The following is a 19,513-nucleotide window of genomic DNA, read 5'->3' on the forward strand; positions in this document are numbered from 1 at the left end:
CATCTCCAAAATCTTAATTTATGCCATGTACGGGCCTGAATTAAGATTCTATAATGATCACTAATTGATAATGATAATCAATAACAATGAAATACGTTGTTGGAACCAAAGGAGTGACCCGTATTCAACATCCGGGACTGCCACATCGTCCGTCTAATTCAAGAAAATCTGCAGTGACCGTTGGGCTGACGTTTTTGTCTGCCATAGCCATACTGCTGCTAAGTATGTTTGTCGCAATCTCTTTAGGTGCCAAAGGGTTAACGCTGGAAACCGTATGGGCTGCCATATTTCAGTACAACCCAGCTTTGACACCACATCAGATTATTCATGAGCTGCGGCTGCCTCGTGTCCTTGCCGCGGTGATCATCGGCGCTGCCTTTGCGGTTGCCGGAGCTTTAATGCAAGGCATTACGCGTAATCCGCTGGCAGACACGGGCATTCTGGGCATTAATGCTGGAGCCACTTTTGTCGTAGCACTGAGCTTTGCCTTTTGGCCCGGACTGCCATATGGCTGGATTATGTTTTTATCATTCGTGGGAGCTGTTCTGGGCACACTGCTTATCTTCCTGCTTGGAATGGCAGCACCTGGTGGTCTGAATTCCATCAGACTGACCGTTGCCGGGGCGGTTATTGCAGCCATGTTAACCTCGCTCAGCACAGGAGTTGCCATTTATTTTGACCTGAGTCAGGATCTGGCCTTCTGGTATGCGGGTGGTTTTGGCGGAATTGAATGGCGGCATCTGAAGTTAATTCTTCCCGTGCTGCTCGTGACGCTGGTGCTGATCATGCCACTCGCCCGGCGTGTATCGCTTATGTCACTCGGTGAAGAAGTAGCGATTAATCTCGGGATCAACTTGCGCTGGACGAGGTTTCTCGCCCTCGCAGCGGTTGTTGTGCTGGCTGGTGTGTCCGTGTCGGCAGTAGGCTCGATTGGATTTGTCGGACTTGTCATCCCTCATATCTCCCGCAAACTGGTGGGTGTGGATTATCGACTCATCATTCCGATGTCTTCTCTGCTTGGAGCGATTTTACTGGTGCTCGCCGATCTGGGCTCACGCATCGTGAACCCGCCCGAGGAGCTCGCGGTAGGCATTATGGTCGCTTTTGTCGGTGTACCGTTCTTCCTCTATCTGGCCCGCAAAGAAAGGAGGGCCTTGTAGCGATGAATTTTAATACACCTTCACGAGGTAAACGTTCGATAGTTGTCAGTATCACGCTGCTCTGCATCGCGATTGCCGTTATTGTGATCAGCCTGAACACGGGAACCATTCGTCTCTCCCCAGCGGCTGTGTTACAGACTTTGCTTGGTAATGGTAGTTCGGATGATCAGATTGTACTGTTTGATTACCGACTGCCTCGCATCCTGGTAACTGTACTGGCCGGAGCGGGACTTGGTATTGCCGGAGCAGCCTTGCAAGGGATCACCCGCAATCCATTGGCGGACCCGGGCATTCTGGGATTACATGCAGGGGCAGCATTTGGACTAATGGTGTTTGTTAGTCTCTCCTTTACGATGGATGGTTCTGTGGCCTTGCTGATTCCATTGTTTGCTTTTGCAGGCAGTGTGGCCGCCGCCCTGATCATCATGCTGTTATCTTACGATCGCCATAACGGCGTATCACCTATTAAGCTGATTCTGGTGGGAATCGCGGTAGCGGCCGGGTTCCATGCGTTAACACTCTATCTATCCCTGCGTCTGGATGAAGACACTTATTCCTTTGCCGCTCGCTGGCTGGCAGGAAGCGTCTGGGGCCGGGATTGGATTCATGTGCAAGCTTTGCTTCCTTGGGTGGTGTTATGTATCTCGTACATTTGGAGTCGATCCAAAACGCTCGATGCCTTCAATCTTGGAGATGCTGCCGCAACCAGTATCGGGACACCTGTCCGATCCCAGCGTATTATTTTGCTGCTCTGTGCCGTTTCTTTGTCTGCCGTTAGTGTATCGATGGCTGGTGGAATCGGCTTTATCGGTCTGGCGGCGCCGCATCTGGCGCGTAGACTTGTCGGTCCGATGCATCGGCATCTGATTCCAGCCGCCGGGCTTATCGGTATGGTTATTCTGGTGACCGCTGATACGATCGGGCGAACCATCTTTCAGCCTAATGCCATTCCGGCAGGCGTGGTGGTTGCTGCGATTGGTGCACCTTACTTTTTGTACCTTTTAGTACGAAGCAAGTGATCTTTTTTTCAAAAAACAATAAAGACATCCAAGAGATGTTCAAGGAGAATGTGACTACCCATGTTAAAGAAAAATCTTATGCTTGTCATGAGTATCTGTCTGGTGCTTGTGCTTGCAGCCTGTGGAACGGCCAATAATTCATCATCTGCTTCTGGTGGTTCGTCTACGGATACTTCAACCAAGAATCAAGACAACAGTGCAAATTCGGGAGAGCAACGCATTGCCTCCATGTCGATCCATCTGACCAATGATCTGCTGTCTCTCGGCATTACTCCGGTTGGTTCCGTTATCGGTGGCGAAGCCAAAGGCTTCCTGTCCCATGTTGCTGATCAACTTCAAAATACAACGCCACTTGGTCCGGTTAAAGACCCGGATATGGAAGCTTTGCTTGCCCTGAAACCCGATGTGATCTATCTGGACGAAGAATTTTCCGGTGGTGATATTGCCAAATTCGAAAAAATTGCTCCGGTGCATGTCTTCAATCTGGATGACGGTACATGGCGCGACCATCTGAAAGACATCGGCAAACTCGTGAATCGCGAGAAGGAAGCCGAGCAATATATTCAGGATTACGCGACCGAAACGGAAGAAGTGAAATCTCTGATTCATGACACGATTGGTGATGGTACTGTGATGGCGATCCGTGTTACTGCCAAAGAATTGCGTGTATTCAGTACACGCCGTCCCATGGGTCCCATTTTGTATGAGGATCTCGGTCTGACTCCTGCCAAAGGGATCACAGATATCGATTCGACTAAACCGTATCAAGTCGTCTCCCGTGAAATATTGCCGGACTATGATGCAGATGCGATCTTTGTAGTTGTGAATTCGGATGATGAAGCCCAGACCATGTTCAAGGAGCTGCAAAACAATCCGATCTGGCAAGGTCTGAAAGCCGTCAAAGCCGGCCACGTCTACCCGATTGGTGCACAACCTTGGCTCGATTACTCATCTATCGGTAATAAAATGGCCATGGATGAAGCCAAAGAAATGTTCTCCAAAAAATAATTTTCCTTACACTACACATAACGTGTCACAATACCAAAAAACCTCTCTTAGAGACCGGAACAGAGTTAGTTATCATACTCTCTTCCGCTCAAAGCAGAGGTTTTTGTTTTTTCTTATCTATTTTACTTGTTTACTTTCCAGCCAATCGACCTGGAAATACCTTTAATCCAAAATAAATGATCTTTATTCACTTGACGATATGTCAAATCGAACTTAAGATTTAGTTAGTCGACTAACTAAATCTGCGACTTCAAAAAGTCTGGTTTTAAGTACCGAGAAGATGGAATGAAGGTAGAAATGGAGTAGCGGAGCGTAGGCAAACTACGTGAGCAACGGACATTTCGGCTGAATTTTATATTCGATGCTGATGATGCCGCTAGGCATCATTCGTAATCAAAAGTGGACTTTTTGAACAACCTCTAAAAGGATACGAACGGAGCAGATGATATGAATCCAGTCCAAAACGATCGGTTAATGGGACAGCTATCCGAACTCGTGAAACTGAAACGTTACAAAGTTCATGAGAAACTTGTAAACCACCCAGAGTTATACCCGGGGCAACCCCCTTTGCTGTTCCAGCTTGAACGGGAAGATGGCCAATCCCAGAAAAACCTGGCCGAACAACTTCAGCGCAGTCCCGCAACGGTAACCGTCATGCTCAAGCGCATGGAATCATCCGGTTATGTGAGACGTGAAGCAGACCCGAAGGATCTGCGCAGTCTGCGGGTATACCTGACGGATCAGGGGCGCTCTGCGCTACAAGAATTGAGAGAAGTGATTCAGGAGTTGGAACAGCAGGCCCAGAAAGATTTTACACCAGAAGAATCCGAGATCATGTCTGCACTTGCACAGCGTATGCTCCAAAACCTGCGTGAATCCTGAGGTGATGCAGATTCGCGATTGAAGCAGCTAAAGGTATTATGAAATTGATTCACTTATGCTATGAAGATTGAGGTGATTCCCTATTGTGGACGTTAAAACGATTCTTGACCCCGTATAAGTCGGCGGCAATCGTCGCGCCGCTGCTCATGGTACTTGAGGTAACCATGGACCTGCTCCAGCCCAAGCTGATGTCCAGCATCGTGGATGATGGTGTACTTGCAGGGAATCTGCCCCATATCGTGACTACAGGTCTGATCATGCTACTTGTTGCGTTAATCGGCTGGGTTGGCGGCGCAGGCTGTACACTCTATTCAAGCAAAGCTGCCGTTGGATACGGCACGGATCTGCGCCAAGAACTGTTTGACCATATTCAAACCTTCTCTTTCCGCAATCTGGATACGTTTCAGGAAGGATCTCTGATCACTCGTCTGACCAGTGACATTACCCAGATGCAGACCTTTGTACAGATGCTGCTGCGGATGTTTATCCGTTCGCCGATGCTGATCATCGGTAGTATCATCATGGCGTTTACGATCAGTGTGAAGCTGGCTTTAATTCTTATTGCGACTGTACCGGTGCTGTTTATTATTTTATTTATTCTGATAAAAGCGTCCTATCCGCTGTTCGCCAGTGTGCAGAGCAAGCTTGATCAGGTCAACGCTGTGCTTCAGGAGAATCTTGCCGGCATTCGTGTCGTCAAGGCATTTGCACGTGCACGTCTGGAGAAAAAACGATTCAAGCAATCTAACGAAGATTACACTACAACCGCCGTCAAAGCATGGCGGATCGTCACACTGAATGCACCCGTGCTCAGCCTGATGTTGAACGCTACCATTGTAGCGGTGCTGTGGTTCGGGGGTTTCCAGGTAGTGGGAGGCGATATTGCTGCTGGAGATCTGATTGCTTTTATCAACTATGTCACGGTTGTACTCTCGTCCCTCACGTCCATCGGCATGATGATGATGAGTTTCTCCCGCGCCAAGGTATCTGCTGCACGGATCAACGAGGTGTTACATACACAGCCGGATATTCAATCGGGAACCGATAACTCCGGGAATGTACAGTCATCCCCGTCTACCCGTGATCAGAACTCATATCAACCATCTCTCCTTCCCTCCCACACAGGCGGTCAAGTGGAGTTCAGAGACGTATCTTTCCGTTATGACGGAGACCATGCACTCACTGACATTAACCTGAAGGCTCGCCCGGGTGAGAAAGTGGCCCTGATCGGTTCAACAGGTTCAGGCAAAACCTCGCTGGTGCAGCTGATTCCCCGTCTATACGATGCTTCGCAGGGTGAAGTGCTCGTGAATGGAGTGAACGTTCGCAACTGGGATCTTCAGGATCTTCGCAGCCGTGTATCCATTGTGCTACAGGAATCCATCCTGTTCAGCGGCAGCATCCGGGATAACATTTGCTTCGGCCGGCCCGGTGCAACGGATGCTGAATTGCGTGCTGCGGCACAAGCTGCGGCAGCGGATGATTTTATTATGAAATTGAAAGATGGGTATGACACGGAACTGGGTCAGCGCGGGGTCAATCTGTCCGGTGGACAGAAACAGCGTATATCCATTGCACGCGCCCTGCTCATGCGGCCAGAAGTGCTGATTCTGGATGATAGCACCAGTGCTGTGGATCTGCGTACGGAAGCGAGCATTCAGAAGGCTTTGCAATCTTTGATGAAAGACAGCACGACCTTTTTGATTGCACAGCGGATCTCCTCCGTGAAGGATGCAGACTGTATATATGTTATTGATGAAGGACAGATCGTTGCCAGGGGCACACATGATGACCTTATGGCTCATTCGTCTCACTATCAAGCCATCTATTATTCGCAGCAACGGAAGGAGGATGTTCAATTTGGTTAAACCTGCCTCTTCCTCCATACACCAAACCGTTGTGCCTCCCATCGGAAGACCCGGACCAGCAGGCAGAGGACCTGTTCCCAAAGTCAGAGCCAAAAATGCTCGCCATGCCCTGATTCGGGTATGGTCGTATATGGGACGTCATCGCAAAGGAGTTATCGCTGCATTGGTGCTGACGGCTCTTGGAACACTGCTTAATCTGGCAGGACCTTACCTTCTCGGCCGCGCCGTTAACGAACATATCGTCCCCAAAGTAACAGCGGGTTTGCTGAAGGAATGTCTTCTTTTGCTGAGTGTGTATGTCTTTGGCTCGCTCCTGATGTGGGCTCAATCCTATGTCATGATTGGTGTCTCCCAACTGACCGTTAAGGATCTGCGACATGCATTGTTCTCCCGACTGCAAGAGTTGCCTATCCATTTTTTTGATAAAAATCAAAGCGGGGACCTGATGAGCCGGGCCACCAATGATATTGATAACGTATCTACAACGCTGAATCAAAGCGTAACCCAATTGATGTCTAGTGCCATCCTGCTCGTTGGTTCCTTATCGATCATGTTTGCACTCGATGTCCGGCTTACCCTGCTCAGTCTGGTGACTGTACCGTTGATTACCATCGCCACTCGCCTGATCGCGTCAAGAACACGTAAACACTTCACCGCCCAGCAGAAATTACTTGGTGAGCTGAACGGTTATGCTCAAGAAACCATTGCTGGACAAAAAGTCGTAGCGGCTTATAACCGTCAGGATCAAGCACATCAACATTTTGAGAAATTGAACGAGAAACTGCGCACATCCAGCACACAGGCCCAGACCGTTTCGGGTTTGGTTGGACCTACGATGAACGTGATGAACAATATCGGGTTTGCCATACTGGCTTCTGTAGGTGGATGGATGGCTTATCATGAAATGACGTCCATTGGACTGATCGTCAGCTTTCTCGCTTACTCCCGCCAGATTGAGCGGCCACTCAACGATCTGGCCAATCAGTACAATCTGATTCAGGCTGCAATCGCGGGTGCTGAACGAGTGTTCCACATCATGGATACGCCTGGCGAATACGTGGAGGAACAGAAGAAACAACTGGACCAGATTCAAGGCAAAGTGGTATTTGAAGACGTCTCCTTCGGGTATAGTGCGGAGCGAGACATTTTGAAGAAGGTCAGTTTTACTGCAAAACCTGGTGAGATGATTGCACTTGTTGGACCCACCGGCGCAGGCAAAACGACCATTATCAACCTGTTGCCCCGTTTCTACGAGATTACAGGCGGACGGATTACCATTGATGGATGTGACATCTCGGAACTGGAGAAGGATCAACTCCGTCGACAACTCGGCATTGTACTTCAAGATGCCTACCTGTTCTCGGGTACCATTCGCGACAATCTCGCCTACGGCAAGCCAGACGCAACGGATGAACAGATTAGGCAAGCGGCTGAGCTGGCGAATGCACATTCGTTCATCCGCAAACTGCCACAGGGTTACCATACCCCCATCATTTCCGGGGGAAGCAACCTGAGTCAGGGACAACGACAACTGCTGACCATTGCCCGGGCAATTCTGGCTGATCCGGCCATTCTTATTCTGGATGAAGCAACGAGCAGCATTGATACGCGTACAGAGATGAAGATCCAGGAAGCGATGCGCACTTTAATGAAAGACCGCACCAGCTTTGTCATCGCCCACAGGCTGAGCACGATTCGTGAAGCCGATCAGATTCTCGTCATTGATGATGGACAGATTGCTGAACGGGGCAGCCATGACGAGTTGATGCAGCAACAAGGATTTTACTATCAGTTACATCAGGGGCAGCTCAATAAGTCGAACTAAAGCGTGTCTGCAAAGCTACTGCATGCCGAAGCGAACCTTAGCGCGTACGGAGCAAGCGAATGCGCTGTACCCTGAATGTGTGAGGACATGTCCTTCGCGTGCGAACAAGTGATCAATACGCCACAAAAGCGGGATTTTCTCCTTTCCAAATGAAAAGTTCCACTCCGTGCCGGGCGGGCTTTGAGGAGATCGTCCAGCCCTCGGTTGGAGCAGAGCAAGAGCGTAAGCTAACGAATCTGAGGCGTCTTATTCATGCTTTTAAAGCTCCCTCAGAAATCTAAAGAACCTGAGACACGTTATATCCAAATAAACAGCCATTTTCAGCGTTTTTTCATGGGATGTTGGGAAATAACGTGCCTGAAGTTTCTTACAAATTAAAGTAAGGACCTGAAGGCCAAATAAGACGTCCTATGTTCCTTAGAAAATCGACTACCCATTCGTCAGGATCAACCGGCTTGAGCTTCAGACTTTTATACGCTGACCTCCATCATCATATCGCTTACTTGAATTTGCAGACACACTCTTATATAGCTAAAATGATCTGAACCGATGTGGATTCTACACATTAGTTTAATCGAAATACTAAACGCCGCACGGGGTTCTTCAGGACCCATGCGGCGTTTTTATGTTTTTGTCTAATGACTATTTAATTGCTATCTCTGGGTCAGTTATATGATTTACGTCTCCATTGGCAGATGAAGCGTGAAGGTGGAACCAACCCCCATTTCGCTATGGACGGTAATTTTACCATTGTGATCCTGAACGATTTTCTGGCAGAGTGCAAGTCCAAGTCCCGTACCTTCTTCTTTGGTTGTATAAAATGGATTAAAGATGGTGGATAGCGAATTTTCCGGAATGCCGCTTCCTGTATCTGTAATTGAAATGAGTACTGCGTCTCCGTCCTGCAACAAATCCATATGGACCTCACCGGGGTCTGTCATTGCTTCAAAAGCGTTACGAATCAGATTGATCAATACCTGCACAATTTTATCTCGATCCATGATGATCACAACTGGCTCATTAGTCATTTCAAGCGTAATTTGATGCCCTCGGGATGCCGCATCTGACTCGGTCAAAGACATCACTCGTTCAAGGCAGTGACCCAAATGTTCAGGCTTCATGTGATTGGCATGTGGTTTGGAAAACTGCAAAAATTCAGCTGTCAGATCGGTTACTCTCGTTACCTCACCCATAATCACTTCATACCATGGCGCGATATTAAACGCTTGTCCACGGGACAGCTGCAGGAATCCCCGAATTGCAGTAAGCGGGTTCCGAATTTCGTGAGCCATACCCGCGGCCAGTTCACCTACGGCCCTTAGTCTTTCGGAACGAAATACTTCTTCTTCATTTTTCAGCCATTTGCTGCGCTGTTGTTGAAGCAGCCTATCCTCGGCTACCGTCATAAAGTGCTGCAACGAATCCGACATTTCCGGGTACAGAGAGATACTGTAGCTTACCTGGAGTCCTTGAAGCTCAACAGCTAGCAGTGACGACACTCGTTCTTCCACATCCTGTATCTCCGGCAAAACGACCGCAAATCGGTCTCCTGCATATCGGGATATGCCATAGGCCTCGGTGAAATGATTGCTGATCATCTGGCCTGTACCTGTGATTACCGTACACCAAGGATCTTCTGACTCTTTTTTAAAGCCGCTAAAGTTATTGACGTTCAAAAGAACAAGCAAAAAAGACCGTTGCTCTTCTACTGTCTTATGTAACACCTCCATGTAACCTTCGTAATTCAACAGTCCGGTAAGCGGATCATGCAGGGTCAGGAACCGATTTTTTTCCCGAAGCTTGCGCTTCTCGACCTCACTGTTGATTAAAGTATGGTACAAAAAAATGATAACAACCGAGGTTAACAGGTCAAATAACGAAACCAGCAAAGCATATGTATCTACAGGCACATAAGAAAGCCGAATCAACGTATATTGCAGCATAAGCAGCAACGAAATCGGCAAGGTCTGCGCCAACCTTGGTTTGTCCTGGATCATTGAAATAATGAGCATATAATACAGCATGTTGCACCAGTTCAGTTCACTGAAATAGTGGAATATCCCGAGAAAAATCCACTGAAATTTTCGCAGCGCAGGATATCGTCTCTCCCCATAAATACTTGCTACCAATAATGTCGCCGAAAGTGACATTATTGCCATATGAGGGGTAAGCCTGAGAACATAAGAGGACAGAATGACAAGCAGACAACCTAGCGGGAATATCACCATTTTCATCGTGTAACTAAGCAAACAGCCTCGCCCCCTTTGACATAAAACTCACATCATACAACTTATGTACATGTATTATATCGATTATGATTAGCTGATGTTGTCGATTAGTGGAGGCTCGTCAAATTCGCACGAATGTATAAATTATGAAGGCAATAGGACATATGATGTAATTGTAATCAACAAAAGTGAAACAATTCCTCTACGATGGTCATTATTATGTTACAATACATTAATGGATTAATTTAGGATAAATTCTGGGTATATGGAGGATGTCACATGACAACACAACGAAAACCACTGGGCTTCGGAACGCTATCTCTGCTCGTACTGACGATGGGTCTTGCCTTTAACTTTCCATGGGGCCAAGCAAATTTCATGATCAGTCATTACCTTTTTAACTTAATAAACATGCCTATTTATAGCAACGGAACTCAAGGACTTCACATTCCTTTTGTAGTAGCAGCCCTCTTCTGGATTCCAGCCTTCTTGATTGCCAAAAAATATCGTGCGCATTTCGGTACCAGTGTATCTTATAACGTCGCCGGATTTATGTTGCTCTTGTGCATGATGGGGCCATTTATCCCCGTTATCGATTGGATGGTCAATGGTTAAACAATTAAAGCCAGCTCTCTATATCCCGAGGGCTGGCTTCTTTGCTGCTTTTCCATATAAGATGAATGGAATTTTTACACCATAACGTAGAGTGCAGAACCAATCTGAAGAAGCGATAGCGTTCGCCTAAAGCTTTCTAGGAGAAAGCTACATCGGAAGCATACGCTTATCACCGGATTTTCCCCTATTAATATAGGGAATCAAGAAAATCAGGGGATAAGGGCGATCGGAAGATGGTACTGCACTCGGAGTACAACGGTGTAACCTTTTCACGTTAATCTTATTTTTTCGCCATATACTTACGGATATCAAAAGCCACCGCAGCAACAATGATCAATCCTTTGATAATCAACTGCCAGTATGGACTTACACCGATAAACGTCAGACCATAGTTAATAACCCCGAAGATCAGCACACCCGCCATAACCCCAGGTACCGTTCCAATACCACCCGCCGTTGATACGCCACCTACAACACATGCGGCAATTGCATCCAGCTCATACATGTTACCGTAATTGTTTGTTGCTCCACCTGTGCGTGCTGCCTCAAGTACACCACCCAGACCATACAGTGCACCGGCAATGGCATACAGGGCAACCAGGTTGCGTGCCACATGAATCCCGGATACATGCGCCGCCTGAATGTTGCCACCGATCGCGTACATGTTTTTGCCGAGACGTGTTTTGTTAAAGATTACCCAGCAGACTAATGCCACCGCAATAGCAATGAGGACAATATACGGGATGGAATAACCCCCGCCCAGATCAATGTATCCAGAGCCAATGACGGTAAAATCGGGTCGCAATCCTCCGATCGGCTGTGACTGGTTGGGTTCCGTATCAAAATAAATGGAGTTCAGTCCATACACGGCTACCATTGTACCCAGTGTTGCGATAAAAGGTGGCACATGTAATTTGGCGACAATGAGTCCATTCACCAATCCCACGAATAGACCCGCTGTAATCCCGACAAGGATCGGCAGACCCACCCATAACTGGGGCAGATCGGGGAAGAAGCGGTTCGCATACTCGTCAATTTGCAGCATCGATGCCGATACAACAGCCGTCAGACCAACCACCCGTCCAGCAGACAGATCAACCCCGCCCGTGACGAGGATAAAGGCTGCACCGAGCGCAATAATGGCCCGTGTGGAGGACTGCTGTAAGATGTCCCGCAGTGTGGAGAAGGCAAGAAAATTCGGATCGGCAATAGCAATACCAATGATGAGCAGGATCAGTACGATAAAGATGGCGCGTTGTGTTACATATTGTTTCACTTGATTGATCATCTGTGTGTTCATCTGTTTCCCTCCTGACTAAGCCATCCGCTGCTGCGCGGCCAGCCTCATAATATCCTGCTCGGTCGCCTCGGCTCCGTCCACGATTCCGGTGAGACGCCCTTCGCTCATCACCATAATGCGATCCGACATGCCCAGCAGTTCGGGCATCTCCGAGCTAATCATGATAATGCTTTTGCCCTGACGAGCCAGTTCCGTAATAATGGTGTAAATCTCGAACTTGGCCCCTACATCAATTCCACGTGTCGGTTCATCCAGCAGGAGTATCTCCGGGTCGGTCAATAACCAACGGGCCAGCAGAACCTTCTGTTGATTACCGCCAGACAGGTTTCGAATCAGCGTGTTAACTGAAGGCGTTTTGGTTCTGAACTTCTGCGTCTGCTCACGTGCCTCTTCCCGGCCCTTTTTCTCGTCCAGCAAGCCCACGCGATTTCGGTAGCGCCCCAGACTGGCAATGATCGTGTTCTCATACACCGACAACACAGGGAATATCCCTGTAACCCTTCTTTCTTCTGTGAGCAACGCAATGTTGTGACGCTTCGCTGATGCGGGGGAGTTAATCTTCACCTTACGCCCATGAATCGAAATCGTACCTGAAGCGAGTCCGCGCAGCCCAAACAAGGACTCAATCAGTTCTGTCCGCTGTGCTCCAACCAGGCCGCCAATGCCAAGCACTTCACCTTTTCGCAGCTCAAAGGATACATCACAAAACGATTTGGACTGATTCGATGTCAGACCCTCGGCTTTTAATATCACTTCACCGGGTACGTTCGTCCGTTCTGGGAAACGTTCGTCCAGATCACGGCCAACCATACGTGTAATGATCAGATCTGTTGTTAGATCAGCAGCATCCCATGTCCCGACAACAAAGCCATCACGCATGATCGTCACTTCATCCGAGATCGTTAGGATCTCCTCCATCTTGTGTGAAATGTAGATAATAGATACGCCGCGACTGCTCAGTTCATTAATAATGGCGAAGAGTTGTTCCACTTCCCTGCCTGTCAGGGAAGAAGTTGGCTCATCCATGACGATGACTTTGGATTGAAAAGAGACCGCCTTGGCGATTTCCATGGATTGAATCTTGGAGACAGACAGTGTTCCCGCCTGAGCCTTCGGATCAATATCCAGGTTCAAGTCCTTGAACAGGGCCAGCGTATCGGTATACATCCGTTTCTCGTCCACCAGTATTCCCCTCATCGGAAAACGACCCAGCCAGATATTCTCCATCACCGGACGATGCGGGACCGGATTCAGCTCCTGATGAATCATGGATATGCCTTGCTGAAGTGCCGCTTTGGAATTCGGAATATCCACATCCTTTCCTTCGATACGTATCGTTCCTTCATCCGGGCGATACATGCCGAATAGACATTTCATAAGTGTGGATTTCCCCGCTCCATTCTCTCCCATCAAGGCGTGAACCGTACCCGGCTTCACTTTCAAAGTGACCTGACTTAGTGCCTGCACACCCGGAAATGCTTTGGAAACTCCATTCATCTCCAGCAGGTAAGGTGACTCCATCTTGGTTCCTCCCTTCCATATGACCGGCAAAAAAAGGGACGCTACCCGAATGTCGGACGTCCCTGTCTCGTACTGTTATTGGGCGTCGGCGATGTTGTCTTTTGTAATCTTTTTGTATGCAATCCAGACGTATTTACCATCTGTAATGTCGTATTTGGTATTTTCCTTCGTTGGTGTCTCACCTTTGGCAAGTACAGAAGCCAGTGCCACCGTGGCTGCACCCTGATTCTTGGCATCATTAAGCACCGTGCCCAGCATCGTGCCATCTTGTAGAGCTTGAATGGCTGGAGCCGTTGCATCCACACCTACAACCGGCATCGATTTGCCATCCTTGAAGTATCCGGCTGCTTTCAATGCCTCAATGGCTCCAAGCGCCATGTCATCATTGTTTGCGAGAACAGCTTCGATCTTGTCACCATGGGAAGCCAGGAACGCCTGCATTTTCTCCTGACCTTTCACCCGATCCCACATCGCTGTGTCTTCCGCCAGTGCTTCCACTTCGATACCGGCATCCTGGATCGCCTGAACCGAATATTTGGTCCGAAGCTCTGCATCCTGGTGACCCGGTTCCCCTTTCAGCATGACGTATTGCAGTTTGCCATCGCCGTTTTTGTCCGCTTCCGGATGTGCTTTCCAGTAATCCACAATCAACTGTCCGGAGATCGTACCAGACTCCTCTGCTTTCGCTCCTACGTAGTACACTTTATCCCACTTGTTCATGTCTTCCGCCACTGGCTCACGGTTGAGGAATACCACTGGAATATTCGCTGCCTTAGCCTTGTCAATGATGACACCTGCCGCCGTGCGGTCTACCGGATTCACAGCCATTGCATTGTATTTCTTGGATACAAACAAATCGACTTTCTCATTCTGGGTCGGCTGTGCATTCTGGCTGTCCACGATATCCAGAGTCGCAACGCCTTCGGCTGCTGTGTTCATCGCATTACGTACGCCCGTCATGAATGTATCATCGAATTTGTAGATGGCAACACCAATCTTGGGCGTTTCCGTACCGGCTGCTGTCTGGCCTCCTGTATCTGTTCCCGTACTTCCACCTGCGCTGTCTCCGCCGCTACTACACCCCGCCGCCACAACCATACATGCCGTAATCAACAGCGTCATCCATGTTTTCTTCATATCCTAATGACCTCCCCCAAGTTCATTCGGCTTCACCGATGTCTTTATTATGAAAGGGTTTACATTAAATTCGAATACAATATCTTCACCTGTTCTATCGAAATCTTCCTCAAGTTAACAAACACCTTAATTTCTTCATTCAGCATTCGTTCCGGCATTCGTTCCAGCATTGGTTCATTGTACAAAAGGAAACAACAGCTTCTGGTTATCCATCCAGAACATATTGTCGGTACTAACCAGCTTGGTCTCAAGTAACACTCTCGCTTGCACCTGTTGATTGTTCAGCCGCGCAACGGCTTGATTCAATCCCAGATAACCTGCACTGTATCCATTCTGAACGATGAGATGATCAAAGACCCCTTCTTGCAATTGCTCCAGTTGTTGTTGTTCACTGCCGAATCCAACAATCCTTACCTTGTCCGCAGATTTGCGTCGATTCAATTCATCGGCTGCTCCCAGAGAAGCCGGTTCTTGAAGAGAAATGAAGCCATCCACCTCCTGCTGGTCCAGCAATTGCTTTGCAGTCTGCCAACATCCATCCCGTGTATTACATATCGATTTGGGTTCCACTTGAATATTAGGATACTGTACCAAGGCTTCCATAACTCCCTGCTCTCTCTGAATCAGACCAGAATTAAGAGGATCGGGGCCCAATAAGGCCACATGCCCTTTCCCTTCCAGAAGCTCCGCCATAGCCTGGCCAGCCTGCCTTCCCGCCTCAACATTATCCATCGAGATGAAACTAGTGATGCCTTTCACGGGAAATTCATCGTTAAGCACAATGACAGGAACAATGGTTCCATCGGAATTTGTTGTCTGTGCCTCCTGAATGATGTCACTAAGGGCCTTCTCACTTAGGGGATCAACCAATAGAGCTGATGCCCCCTGCTTCAGAGCCGATGCGGCGGCCTTCACTTGAGCCTGCTCTCGCGCACTGCGAGACAACGTTCCACGGTCCGCATTGGCCTGCTTCACCTGTATCTGACTACCCACGGAGTCCAGAATGGCAGGCGTGTACACATCACTATCGGAAGGGTATGCTTCCACGGTAATCAGTTCGGCTCCGTTCTCTTTGGCAGCCGCTTCGGCGCCAAGCCGGATAGCTTCCGCAAGTTCTCCTGTCCCAGCTGGCGTAATTAGCGCGATACGTAGCGGTACTGCCGTAGCATCGGGACTCGATAAGCCACAGGCGCTACATATGAGCAGACAGCAGCTTGCAGCTGTCAAGGTTACTAACCGACGTTTCCGAATTCCAGGGAAGCTCGCAGCAACCTTTTTCCAAAACGTACGGATATTCAATCCTTTACCTCTATGGGCATCGTTCCTATTCACTTGGTTGTCTGTCATCAGGCTCGCCCTCCTTCTGCTGCGATTGAATGGGGATCCGAATCCAGACCGTGGTTCCTTCTTCCAACTCACTTGCAAATTCAAGTCCGTAGCCCTCCCCATAATAGAGCCGGATTCGGTCATGGACGTTGCGTACCGCTACGCCGGAGCCTGCACCGCTTTTGACCACAGGACGACCACTTAGTAATCCCGACATCTGTTCTTCCGTCATGCCGACCCCATTATCTGTAATGCGAAACACCAGCTTGTTGTCCTCACGATAAACATCAACCTCAATACTTCCTTCGTCCATGTGGTACTCGATGCCATGAACAATGGCGTTCTCAATCAGGGGCTGGAGCACCAGCTTCAATGTCAGGCAATCCAGGAGCGTCTCATCTGCATTAATGGTAAAGTTGAATTTGCGTTTGAACCTCATCTGTTGAATCGTCAGATAGTGCTGCGCATGCTCCAGCTCTTCCCTGATCGTAATGATCGTTTTACCTTGACTAAGGCTGATGCGGAACAGGCGCGAGAGTGATGTAATCATCGTAATCACTTCTTCATTGCGGCTCATGCCTACCATGCGCACCACGGAATTCAGCGTATTGTATAGGAAATGTGGATTGATCTGGGCCTGCAAGGCTTCCAGCTCCAGACGCCGCTTCTGTTCCTGTTCATGGATGATCTCATCCATCAAGGTTCGGATTTTATTGACCATCAGGTTGAAGCGACGGGATAGTCGTTCCACCTCCAGCGGCCCTTCAATAGGCAACTCCACGTTGAAATCCCCGCGCTCCACGGCCTTCATCTTGCGCTCCATTCGCCGGATTGGGCGAGTGAGACTGGAGGATAAGAACAGCGAGACAAGAATGACCAGCACCAGTACAACGACCAATACACGAATGAGATATCCGTTCACTTCCTGACGCGTTGTCATAATCTCATCCAGATAGGCAACACCGACGATTTTCCACCCGATATTGGCAACGGACTTTACGGTATTCAGCCTTTTCTGCCCATCCGCTTCATCTTCGTAACTGCCGGAAGCCACCAAAGCCTGTTCGATATTCTCGCTTTTGAGTCCCATATACATCAATTGTTGCTGCGGATGGTACACGATATTGCCCGCACTCTCATCGATGATATACACATATCCCCGTTGCCCCAGACTGACCCGACGGCTCAGTTCATCCATCTGTTTGAAATTGATATCGACCAGCAGAATAACCTGCCGATCCTGACCATTTTGCCGTATCGTTATGCCTTTGCTCATGGAAACGACCCATTTATATGGGCCTGTGTACATGTTCTGAATATGAGGTAACGAGAAACTCAGGTGATCCGGCACACGAAGCGCAGACTGAAACCACCCTTGCTGTGTCACATGGGCACTCGGTTTTAATTCGGCTGTAGGTCGGTTCTTGAGCAATTTCCCCGTGGAATCAAGCAGAGTAATCGAGATGATATCCTCACGACTGCTGAGCAGTGTGTCAAGCTGTTTGTCCACCAGTTCCCCTTCCCATGTCCCGTCACGCAGCATGTGTTCCTCAATGGCACGGTACAGATGTGACATACTGCGGATGTAATCCTCCAGATTATAACTAACCTGATCCACAATCTGTCTCGTCGTCAGTTCCGCACTTCGCTCGGCAGCCTGCGTGAACTTGTCATGCAGAAGCATCGCCATGATGGTCAGCACCAAGACGATGAAGACGGAAAAGGACCATGTAATAATAAACCGGATACTGCTGACTCTGGACGAACGCAGACGAGAGCGTAATTGATGTCCCATGGACTTCACCCATCTGGAAAAGAACTTCATCGGATTGAACCTTCACTTGCCGCCTGGGAAGCCTGTTTACGGTATTCTTTCGGCGAGACACCAATATGTTTTTTGAAACAAAAACTGAAGTAATTGGGTTCGGCAAAGCCAACCTGCTCCGCAATCTCAAATGACTTCAGCTCTGTCGAGCGAAGCAGTTCACGCGCTGCCTCCATTCGGATCTGCATCAGGTACTGCAGGAAGGTAAGTTGCACTTCTTTTTTGAAAATGCCACAAAAATAACCGGAGCTGATATGCAAATGCCCGCACACCTTCTGAATAGATAGGTCCGGGTCGGCATAATGCTCTTTCGTGAAGACTAACGCCTGCTCGACAATATCTTTGTATACATGCTGGCGACCGCTGGCAATGCGATGTTGCACGAGTAGACAGACCTCCTGTACCTTCTTCTGTGCCTCAGTAAGTCCCGGCAGTCGGAACAAATCCGCATACAACTGGAACCCTGCACCAAATATGTCTTCCATCGCTTCTCCTGATGCCTGTGCTGCCTTCCATACTGTTGTTAATACTTCAATTAAATAGAGCTGAATATCACTTCGCCCGTGTTCCACTGTAATTTCCCGGAAAATGATCGCCAGTGCTTCCTCCAGCTCTGCTTGTGTCCCCGCCTTCAGGCAACGTGTCAGCGTCTGCTGCTTCAATTCGTCAAACCGCAGCTTGCCCGCCGTCTGTCGCTCCACGTCCGCAATGTATATGATTGAATCTGTCCCGGGCACAAGCCGATAATCCAACGCCAGCAGGGCATCTTCATAGGCATGATTCACATCCGCAAGTGTATCGACAATCTGACCAGATCCCACCGTAGCCGGGATACGTAAATAGTGGTTGATGCTGCGCATCACATTTTCCAATGCCTCCTGTTGCCGCTTCGCTCCATCTGTACCGCCCGAGCGATCCACATAGAGCAGGACAATCGTCTCCTGATGCATAAAGGCATGACCAGCCCCATGCTCCGCCCAGACTTCTGCCGCAATGTTAAGTGCAGCAAAGCGTTTCAGCTCAGCATCTCCTTCCATATGCAGTGTCAACACGGACACACCATAGCGTTCTCCTGTCAGATCCAATCCGCATTGTTTGGCTTTACTATGAATATATGTCGAGGATTTCTGCCGATGGAGCAAGGTCGCCATCAGATCTGCCTGTAATAAAGGCAAACTGGTATGATAGTGCTCACGCAACTGCTGTACACCTTCACGCTCAGCCACTTCAGCCGCCATCTGGGCGCGCAGTCTTGTGAGAAGTTCGGTGAGATGCCCTGCCGAGAACGGCTTCAGTAGATATTCATCCACACTTAACGAGATGGCTTGCCTCGCATAATCAAATTCATCATATCCAGTCAAAATGACCACCTTCACGAGTGGATTACGCTTCCTCAATCTTTGCGCGAGTTCCAGACCATTCATGAATGGCATGCTGATATCGGTCACCACAATATCCGGCTCCACCCGCTCCGCCATCTCCAATGCTTCCCGCCCATTCTCAGCCAAACCGACAATCCGCAGATCGAGCGCTTCCCAATCGACCTCTACAACAAGTCCTTCACGCACATCTTCTTCATCATCCACCAGCAGTACCCGGTACACGTTTGGATTCCTCCCTTTTGATGACGGCCTTATGCCCTATCAACGAATATATATGTAGCATTGTGAATCATTTGATTTCTTATTGCTCACCGAATTGAAGCAAAATGCATAGGCTCATGTTGATCTGTTCCAAGGTTGCCATCATAATATACAATATTACCAGGGATATGTAATCGCTTTCTTTATTAGAGGTAA

The 19,513-nt window shown here is 48.7% G+C and carries 14 protein-coding genes; 7 read left to right on the plus strand and 7 right to left on the minus strand.

The window, feature by feature from the left end; translation table 11 throughout:
• The first annotated feature begins 86 nt into the window (after positions 1–86).
• The 6 genes from J2Z28_RS08155 (at position 87) to J2Z28_RS08180 (ending at position 7,762) form a co-directional block, all read left to right on the plus strand.
• Positions 87–1,160, plus strand: a complete 1,074-nt coding sequence (locus tag J2Z28_RS08155; RefSeq protein WP_081745833.1) for a FecCD family ABC transporter permease — start codon at positions 87–89, stop codon at positions 1,158–1,160.
• Between the two features lie 2 nt (positions 1,161–1,162).
• Positions 1,163–2,179, plus strand: coding sequence for a FecCD family ABC transporter permease (locus J2Z28_RS08160; RefSeq protein ID WP_211081873.1), 1,017 nt, complete (start codon positions 1,163–1,165; stop codon positions 2,177–2,179).
• 60 nt (positions 2,180–2,239) lie between these two features.
• Positions 2,240–3,187, plus strand: a complete 948-nt coding sequence (locus J2Z28_RS08165; RefSeq protein ID WP_211081874.1) for an iron-hydroxamate ABC transporter substrate-binding protein — start codon at positions 2,240–2,242, stop codon at positions 3,185–3,187.
• Between the two features lie 447 nt (positions 3,188–3,634).
• Positions 3,635–4,069, plus strand: a complete 435-nt coding sequence (locus tag J2Z28_RS08170) for a MarR family winged helix-turn-helix transcriptional regulator (RefSeq protein ID WP_036672467.1) — start codon at positions 3,635–3,637, stop codon at positions 4,067–4,069.
• A gap of 83 nt (positions 4,070–4,152) precedes the next feature.
• Positions 4,153–5,937, plus strand: a complete 1,785-nt coding sequence (locus tag J2Z28_RS08175) for an ABC transporter ATP-binding protein (RefSeq protein ID WP_211081875.1) — start codon at positions 4,153–4,155, stop codon at positions 5,935–5,937.
• Positions 5,921–7,762 carry an ABC transporter ATP-binding protein gene (locus J2Z28_RS08180; protein ID WP_244988177.1) on the plus strand — a complete coding sequence of 614 codons (1,842 nt, stop codon included), beginning with the start codon at positions 5,921–5,923 and terminating at the stop codon, positions 7,760–7,762. Before J2Z28_RS08175 ends, J2Z28_RS08180 begins: the two co-directional genes overlap by 17 nt.
• Before the next feature lie 677 nt (positions 7,763–8,439).
• On the opposite strand, the gene J2Z28_RS08185 is transcribed toward J2Z28_RS08180, so the two are convergent.
• A complete protein-coding gene (locus tag J2Z28_RS08185) occupies positions 8,440–10,011 on the minus strand; it encodes an ATP-binding protein (protein WP_244988178.1) in 1,572 nt (523 codons plus the stop codon).
• Between the two features lie 258 nt (positions 10,012–10,269).
• On the opposite strand from J2Z28_RS08185, the gene J2Z28_RS08190 reads away from it, so the two are divergent.
• Positions 10,270–10,605 (plus strand): hypothetical protein, encoded by a 336-nt coding sequence (locus J2Z28_RS08190; protein WP_017690325.1) that lies wholly within the window; start codon positions 10,270–10,272, stop codon positions 10,603–10,605.
• A 280-nt stretch (positions 10,606–10,885) separates the two neighbouring features.
• Here the strand turns inward: J2Z28_RS08190 and mglC are convergent, their stop codons facing one another.
• From mglC to J2Z28_RS08220, 6 genes are all read right to left on the minus strand, one after another.
• The gene (mglC, locus tag J2Z28_RS08195) at positions 10,886–11,905 is read right to left on the minus strand and encodes a galactose/methyl galactoside ABC transporter permease MglC (protein WP_211081877.1); all 1,020 of its coding nucleotides are present in this window, start codon (positions 11,903–11,905) and stop codon (positions 10,886–10,888) included.
• 15 nt (positions 11,906–11,920) lie between these two features.
• Positions 11,921–13,426 (minus strand): sugar ABC transporter ATP-binding protein, encoded by a 1,506-nt coding sequence (locus J2Z28_RS08200; RefSeq protein WP_211081878.1) that lies wholly within the window; start codon positions 13,424–13,426, stop codon positions 11,921–11,923.
• A gap of 75 nt (positions 13,427–13,501) precedes the next feature.
• Entirely contained in the window at positions 13,502–14,563 is a 1,062-nt protein-coding gene (locus J2Z28_RS08205) for a galactose ABC transporter substrate-binding protein (RefSeq protein ID WP_211081879.1), read from the minus strand.
• A gap of 174 nt (positions 14,564–14,737) precedes the next feature.
• Positions 14,738–15,910 carry a substrate-binding domain-containing protein gene (locus J2Z28_RS08210; RefSeq protein WP_211081880.1) on the minus strand — a complete coding sequence of 391 codons (1,173 nt, stop codon included), beginning with the start codon at positions 15,908–15,910 and terminating at the stop codon, positions 14,738–14,740.
• Positions 15,888–17,684 carry a cache domain-containing sensor histidine kinase gene (locus J2Z28_RS08215; RefSeq protein ID WP_211081881.1) on the minus strand — a complete coding sequence of 599 codons (1,797 nt, stop codon included), beginning with the start codon at positions 17,682–17,684 and terminating at the stop codon, positions 15,888–15,890. Before J2Z28_RS08215 ends, J2Z28_RS08210 begins: the two co-directional genes overlap by 23 nt.
• A gap of 26 nt (positions 17,685–17,710) precedes the next feature.
• The gene (locus tag J2Z28_RS08220; protein WP_211081882.1) at positions 17,711–19,318 is read right to left on the minus strand and encodes a response regulator; all 1,608 of its coding nucleotides are present in this window, start codon (positions 19,316–19,318) and stop codon (positions 17,711–17,713) included.
• Positions 19,319–19,513: the final 195 nt, after the last annotated feature.

Source organism: Paenibacillus xylanexedens (assembly GCF_017874615.1).
GTDB classification, from domain to species: Bacteria; Bacillota; Bacilli; order Paenibacillales; family Paenibacillaceae; genus Paenibacillus; species Paenibacillus xylanexedens.